Origin of the sequence: uncultured Dialister sp., from assembly GCF_937959425.1 — a bacterium.
Taxonomy (GTDB): Bacteria; Bacillota; Negativicutes; order Veillonellales; family Dialisteraceae; genus Dialister.
Map to the genome: position 1 here is coordinate 1 of NZ_CALGPS010000075.1, position 6,062 is coordinate 6,062.

General features: G+C 52.9%; 3 protein-coding genes. 2 read left to right on the forward strand and 1 reads right to left on the reverse strand.

Annotated elements, in window-relative coordinates; translation table 11 throughout:
• Positions 1 to 365: 365 nt before the first annotated feature.
• Both Q0482_RS02955 and argH read left to right on the forward strand, forming a co-directional pair.
• Positions 366 to 1,619: an argininosuccinate synthase gene (locus tag Q0482_RS02955; protein WP_299143186.1), complete on the forward strand. Its 1,254-nt coding sequence runs from the start codon at positions 366 to 368 to the stop codon at positions 1,617 to 1,619.
• Entirely contained in the window at positions 1,616 to 3,043 is a 1,428-nt protein-coding gene (argH, locus tag Q0482_RS02960) for an argininosuccinate lyase (protein WP_299143187.1), read from the forward strand. The genes Q0482_RS02955 and argH overlap by 4 nt, the downstream gene beginning before the upstream one ends.
• 552 nt (positions 3,044 to 3,595) lie before the next feature.
• On the opposite strand, the gene Q0482_RS02965 is transcribed toward argH, so the two are convergent.
• Positions 3,596 to 5,956, reverse strand: coding sequence for a transglutaminase-like domain-containing protein (locus Q0482_RS02965; protein ID WP_299143190.1), 2,361 nt, complete (start codon positions 5,954 to 5,956; stop codon positions 3,596 to 3,598).
• Positions 5,957 to 6,062 lie beyond the last annotated feature (106 nt).

Here is a 6,062-nt window from a genome sequence, read left to right on the forward strand (position 1 = left end):
CCTTTCTACACAACCTTTCTACACAACCCGCCGCCGTCAGGCGGCCACAACCCTCCGGCCGATAGGCCGGTCAATCTTAAGAACCTTTCGCGCCCGAAGGGCGCGCCCCTCTGAACCCTTTACCATGTGTATATTCTGCATAAAGAATAAAATTTCTTTTTCTCTGTACAGATTGGAGAAATATCCAGTAAGTATCGTACGAACCACTATTTCAGAAGAAAATAAAAATGCAGAAAAGTGAAAAAATTTCAATTTTCCTATTGCACATTTATGCAAAGCGCTGTATAATTATCACATCTTAAGAAAAAGCCCCCGTGAAGGGCTCATGAAATTGTCTATATTCAATGAAGAAAGGCGGCATTCCTATGGCTGATGTAAAAAATGTTAAAAAAGTAGTTCTTGCTTATTCCGGCGGACTGGATACTTCCGTAATTATTCCCTGGCTGAAAGAAAATTATGGCTGCGAAGTCATTGCCTGCACGGTGAATCTGGGCCAGCCTGAAGATTTCGATGCTATCCATAAGAAAGCTCTTGCTTCCGGTGCTTCTGTGGCTGAAACCCTGGATGTAAGAAAAGAATTTATCGAAGAATACGCTTACAATGTACTGAAGGCTGACGGCCGGTATGAAGGCAAGTACCTGCTGGGCACCTCCTTTGCCCGTCCTCTTATCGGCAAATGCCTGGTGGACATGGCCAAGAAGTACGGCGCCGACGCCATCTGCCACGGTGCTACCGGCAAGGGAAATGACCAGGTTCGTTTTGAACTGACCATCAAGGCACTGGCTCCCCATATGAAGATCATCGCTCCCTGGAGAATCTGGGATATGAAGTCCAGGGAAGATGAAATGAAGTACGCTGAAGCCCATGGCGTGCCCATTGATAAGTACGATGAAAAGCAGACCGATGAAGAAAAGGCTGCCCAGAAATATCCGTACTCCATGGACTGGAATATGTGGCACCTGTCCCATGAAGGGGATGATCTGGAAAATCCGGCCAATGCACCGCACAAGGATATGTACCTGGTTACCTGCGATCCGGAGGATGCTCCTGACAAGGATGAACTGGTTACCATTGAATTTGAAAAGGGCGTGCCCACCGCTGTTAACGGCAAGAAGATGGATGGCGTGGAACTGGTGAATACACTGAATACCATCGGCGCAAGAAACGGCATCGGTATCGATGATCTGGTAGAAAACAGACTGGTAGGCATGAAGTCCCGCGGCGTTTATGAAAACCCCTGCGGCTCTATCCTCTTCTATGCCCACACGGAACTGGAAAGACTGTGCCTTGACCGGGCCACCTTCCATTTCAAGGAAGTGGCTGCGGTGAAATATTCCGAACTGGTTTACGATGGCATGTGGTTTGCTCCTCTCAGGGAAGCACTGCAGGCCTTTGCAGACAAGACCTCTGAAACCGTAACCGGTAAAGTCACCCTCCGTCTCTACAAGGGAAACATCATGTCCCACGGCGCAGAAAGCCCCTATTCCCTGTACAACGAAGAATTCGTTACCTTTGGCGAAGATGATGTATACAACCAGGCTGACGCAGAAGGCTTCATCAACCTCTTCGGCCTGCCTCTTACCATCCGGGCCCTCATGAAGGAGAAGAATGCAAAATGAGTGATATGATGTGGGGCGGACGCTTTACGAAAGCGGAGGAAAAAAATGCCCTTGATTTCAACGCATCCATTTCCTATGACTGCCGGATGTATAAAGAAGACATTGCCGGTTCCAAAGCCCATGCGAAAATGCTTGCCCGCCACGGCATCATTTCAAAAGAAGACTGTGAGAAAATCACAGAAGGCCTTTCCAAAATCAAGAAGGAAATCGATGATGGAAAGTTCCCCTTCTCCGTGGAACTGGAAGATATCCATATGAACGTGGAAAAGCGCCTCACCGACGATATCGGCGATGCAGGCGCAAGGCTCCACACCGCCAGGAGCCGGAACGACCAGTGCGCTCTGGACCTCCATATGTACATGAAAAGACAGATGGGCCGACTGGCGGACAAGCTGATTGCCGTGGAAGAAGCCCTTCTGCTGGCTGCAGAAAAGTACAAGGATGTGATTCTGCCCGGCTATACCCATATGCAGCGGGCCCAGCCGGTGCTCTTTGCCCATCATATGCTCTGCTACTTCGCCATGCTGGAAAGAGATTTTAAGCGGCTGGAGGACTGCTATGAAATGGCGGACATGTCCCCCATCGGCGCCTGCGCCCTGGCAGGCACCACCTATCCCACCAATCCCCTGGAAGAAGCGGAGGACCTCCATTTCTCCAAGGTGTATGGAAACAGTCTGGACGCCGTGTCCGACAGGGACTACCTCCTTCAGTTCCTCTCCTTTGCCTCCATCTGCGCCATGCACCTCTCCAGGCTCTCTGAGGAATTCATTTACTGGAGCACCAGCGAATTCCATTTCATCGAACTGGACGACGGCTACTCCACCGGAAGCTCCATCATGCCCCAGAAAAAGAATCCGGACATGTGTGAACTTATACGCGGCAAAACCGGCCGTGTCTACGGAAGCCTCATGGGCCTCCTCACCGTGATGAAGGGACTGCCCCTGGCCTATGACAAGGACATGCAGGAAGACAAGGAAGGGGTCTTTGACGCCATTGATACCCTTTACTTTGCCCTTGACATTTACGCCGGCATGATTAACACAATGACCGTCAACGGCAGCCATACCCGGGAAGTACTGGAACACGACTTCTCCAACGCCACGGACATGGCGGACTACCTGGCCAAGAAGGGCCTCCCCTTCCGGCAGGCCCATGCGGTGGTAGGAAATGCGGTGCATTACTGCATCGAACACCACAAGGTGCTCCATGACCTCAGCATGGAAGAACTGAAATCCATGAGCCCTCTCTTTGAAGAAGACATTATGGAAGCCCTGAAAATAGAAAACTGCGTGAAAAATCGTGAAAGCTACGGCGGCACAGGGCCGAAATCCGTAGAACGCCAGAAAGCCCACGGCAAAGAAGCGGTGGCAGCCATGAAAGAAAAGGCTGCCCAGTGGAAAGAATCCATGGCCTTCCTGGGATAATAGAAGCCATAGCGCCCTGCGCTTGGTATAGACAATTTCACAGGAAAAAGCCCCCGCGAAAGCAGGGGCTTTTTCCTTGGGGAATTTGAGGTTTTTCTACAGGGCATGGGACGAATGCAAATCATAGAGACAGGAAACTGTTTGCGAATGGTTTCCTATTCGGCATGGGGGAAGTGCGAATCATAGAGACAGGAAACTGCTTGCGAATGGTTTCCTGTACGTCATGGGACGAATGCGAATCACTGCGGCAGGAAACTGTTTGCGAATGGTTTCCTATTCGGCATGGGACGAATGCGGTTCATAGAGACAGGAAACTGTTTGCGAAAAGTTTCCTGTTCGGCATGGGATAAATGCGAATCACTGCGACAGGAAACTGTTTGCGAATGGTTTTCTAAACGGCATGGGATGAATGCGAATCATAGAGGCAGGAAACTCCCCGGCCCGCCTGATGGGTCATACAGTACCCCATCGGTAAGCGGACAGCGTCCCACTGTCTCACTGTCTCACTGTCCCACTGTCTCACTGTCTCACTGTCTCACCAGCTCACTAACTTCACATCTTCCTGATCAGCAGGAACCGGATTTTTTCCCAAAGGCCCATCTCTTCCAGGCAGTTCTTTCTTGCTTTGGCGATGAGGGAGGCGGCCTGTTCCTTTTCTTCTTTGGAAAGGGGGACGCCGGAGAATCTGGATTTCACAAGGAGGTCCATAAGACGGTCGAATCCTTCAAATCTCTTATCTTTTCGGAAGGCTTTCTTCTGCTCTTCATAGCTTCCTTTCTTTGGGATGCCGGCGTAGAGGGCAAGGCGGTCCATGTAGTCCAGAAGGCGGTTGAAGGATTCTTTGCTTTCGGGCGCGCGGCGGATGAGGCGGTTTGCGGCGGAGAGGCGGAAGAGGATGAAGATGGCAGCGGCAGCAAGGATAAGGGGAAGGAGGAGAAGTCCTTTAGGAAGGGGCCTGGATGAAGGGGCTCCCGGATTCTGCGGGGCGAGCTGGGGCGTATTCTCAGGTGTTTTTCCATTCAGAGGATTCTGCTGCTGGTCCTGCTGATTTTGGGGCTTCTGCTGAGGCTCCTGCCGGGATGGATTGTTTTTGTCTTTCTCATCCATCGGTGCGTCGGGGGCACCGGAGTCGTTTCTCTTTTTGTCTTCCGGAATGGGGAAGGGGTTGTCCGTGCCTTCATAGCCCGGCGTCATTTCCACCGGCCGCCATCCCAGACCGTCTACGTACACCTCTGCCCAGGCATGGGCGTGGTGGTCGTTAATGCTGTACTGATGGAGGCCGTCTTTGGAAAGGGGCGCCCCGTTGATTTCATCCCTGCCCACAGTCAGGCCCACGGCGTAGCGGGCAGGAATGCCGGAGGCGCGGAGGAGCATGACGGCGGCGGAAGCGAAGGAGGTGCAGTAGCCCTTTCTGCTTTCCGTGAGGAAGTAGGTGATGAAATCTTTCCCCTCCGGCGTTTTGCCGGGGTTGGTGGTATAGCGGTAATTTTCAGCAAGGAAACGGCGGATATCCTCCACTCGCTGCCTTTTCTCTGAAAGGGATTTCACCGGCGGGAGGGGGCCCAGGGTAGCAAGGCCCTCTTTTACGGAATCCGGAATGGCCAAATAGTGATTGTACACGAACCGGCGGTATTCCCTTTCCCCTTCTATGTAGGTGCGGAAATAGGGGTCACTGCTGCTTTCTTTATCCATCATGGAAAGGAGGGCGCCGGAGGGGAGAGCCCACCGATAGGTGCTGTAAGCTTTCCCTTCCCGGCTTATGGGGGAACGGTCATAGGCAAAGAGGGGGGCGCCGAAGCTGGCATCGTAGGGAAGAAGGAGGAAGCGGGTCTTTTCGTAGACTGCGTCGATGGTGAAATCTTTTTTCAGTCCTTCCACAGATTCTCCCTTTTCCAGATAGTTGGAAAGGCTCTGGGAAAGGGCGGGGCTCCGGGCAATGACTTCCATGAGCCAGGCGCCCTGGTCGTACCACTCGCCGTTATTTTTGTCAAATAAATGCCTGACCCCTTCATAGCTGCTGTCCGGCAGATCCTTCCAGCGGTTCTTTTCATATTCCCCGCCGCTCCAGCTGCGAAGGTAAAGACGGCTTTCTGCGTCTGCTGTTTCCATATCCGCAATGATTCGGCCGGAGTAGCGGACGCCGTTCACGCTGCCCAGTTTCTGGTTTCCGGCGGCGCCCTTCATCATGCCGGTGTAGGCATTGCCTGCATGGAAGATGGGGTCGTAGGGATCCACGAAGGAAACGATTTCCTCCTGCATTCCGGCAAAGAGGGAGGGCTGTTCATAGCGGCTCTCGGGGATGAGGAAGGAAATCACAAGTCCGAAGACCAGGGCGGAAAGAAAGGCCGGCACTTCGGGATGGGAAAATCCTCCCTTCAGCCGGGCGGGAAGGGAAATCACATAGGCACCGGCAGGAACCAGGCCGAAGGCAGGAGGATTCAGGCCGAAATAGAATCCCGTAAGAAGGATGGCAAGGGAGAGGAGGGCGGACAGGGCCGCTCCTCCTTTGGAAATGAATCCGCAGAGAAAAATCCAGGAAAGGAGAAGGAGAAGGAAAATTTCCGCCGCAAGGGGACTTGCTCCGTACGGCGGCTTTGGAATGGCTATTTCCACATCGTAGGGTTCCTTCAGTGTGGTAAGGAAGGGCACGGAAAGGGCGGTGAAGCTGCTTTCCATGGACGATTTAAAGAGGATGAGCACTGCCGCAAGGCAGACAAATAGCAGGGCTGTCAGTGGAAAACGCTTCTTTTCCGGCAGGAGGAGAAGAAGAAAACTTCCGGACATAACGATAAGAAAGGCCAGAAGGCCGTAGAGGAAACCGCTTCCTCCTTCATAGGAAAAGAGAAGGGCCGCTGTTCCGGCGGCGCCCAGAGCGGACAGGAGGGCGGTGAAGAATGTGGTTCTTGTCATCATGCATTCCCTCCCAGCGCATTGTAAATACTATCCCTGCCGGACAGGGCAGTGCCTGCTCCTTCGGCGGCGCACCAGACGGTGGGGGAAAGCTGGGGCGGAAAAGGGG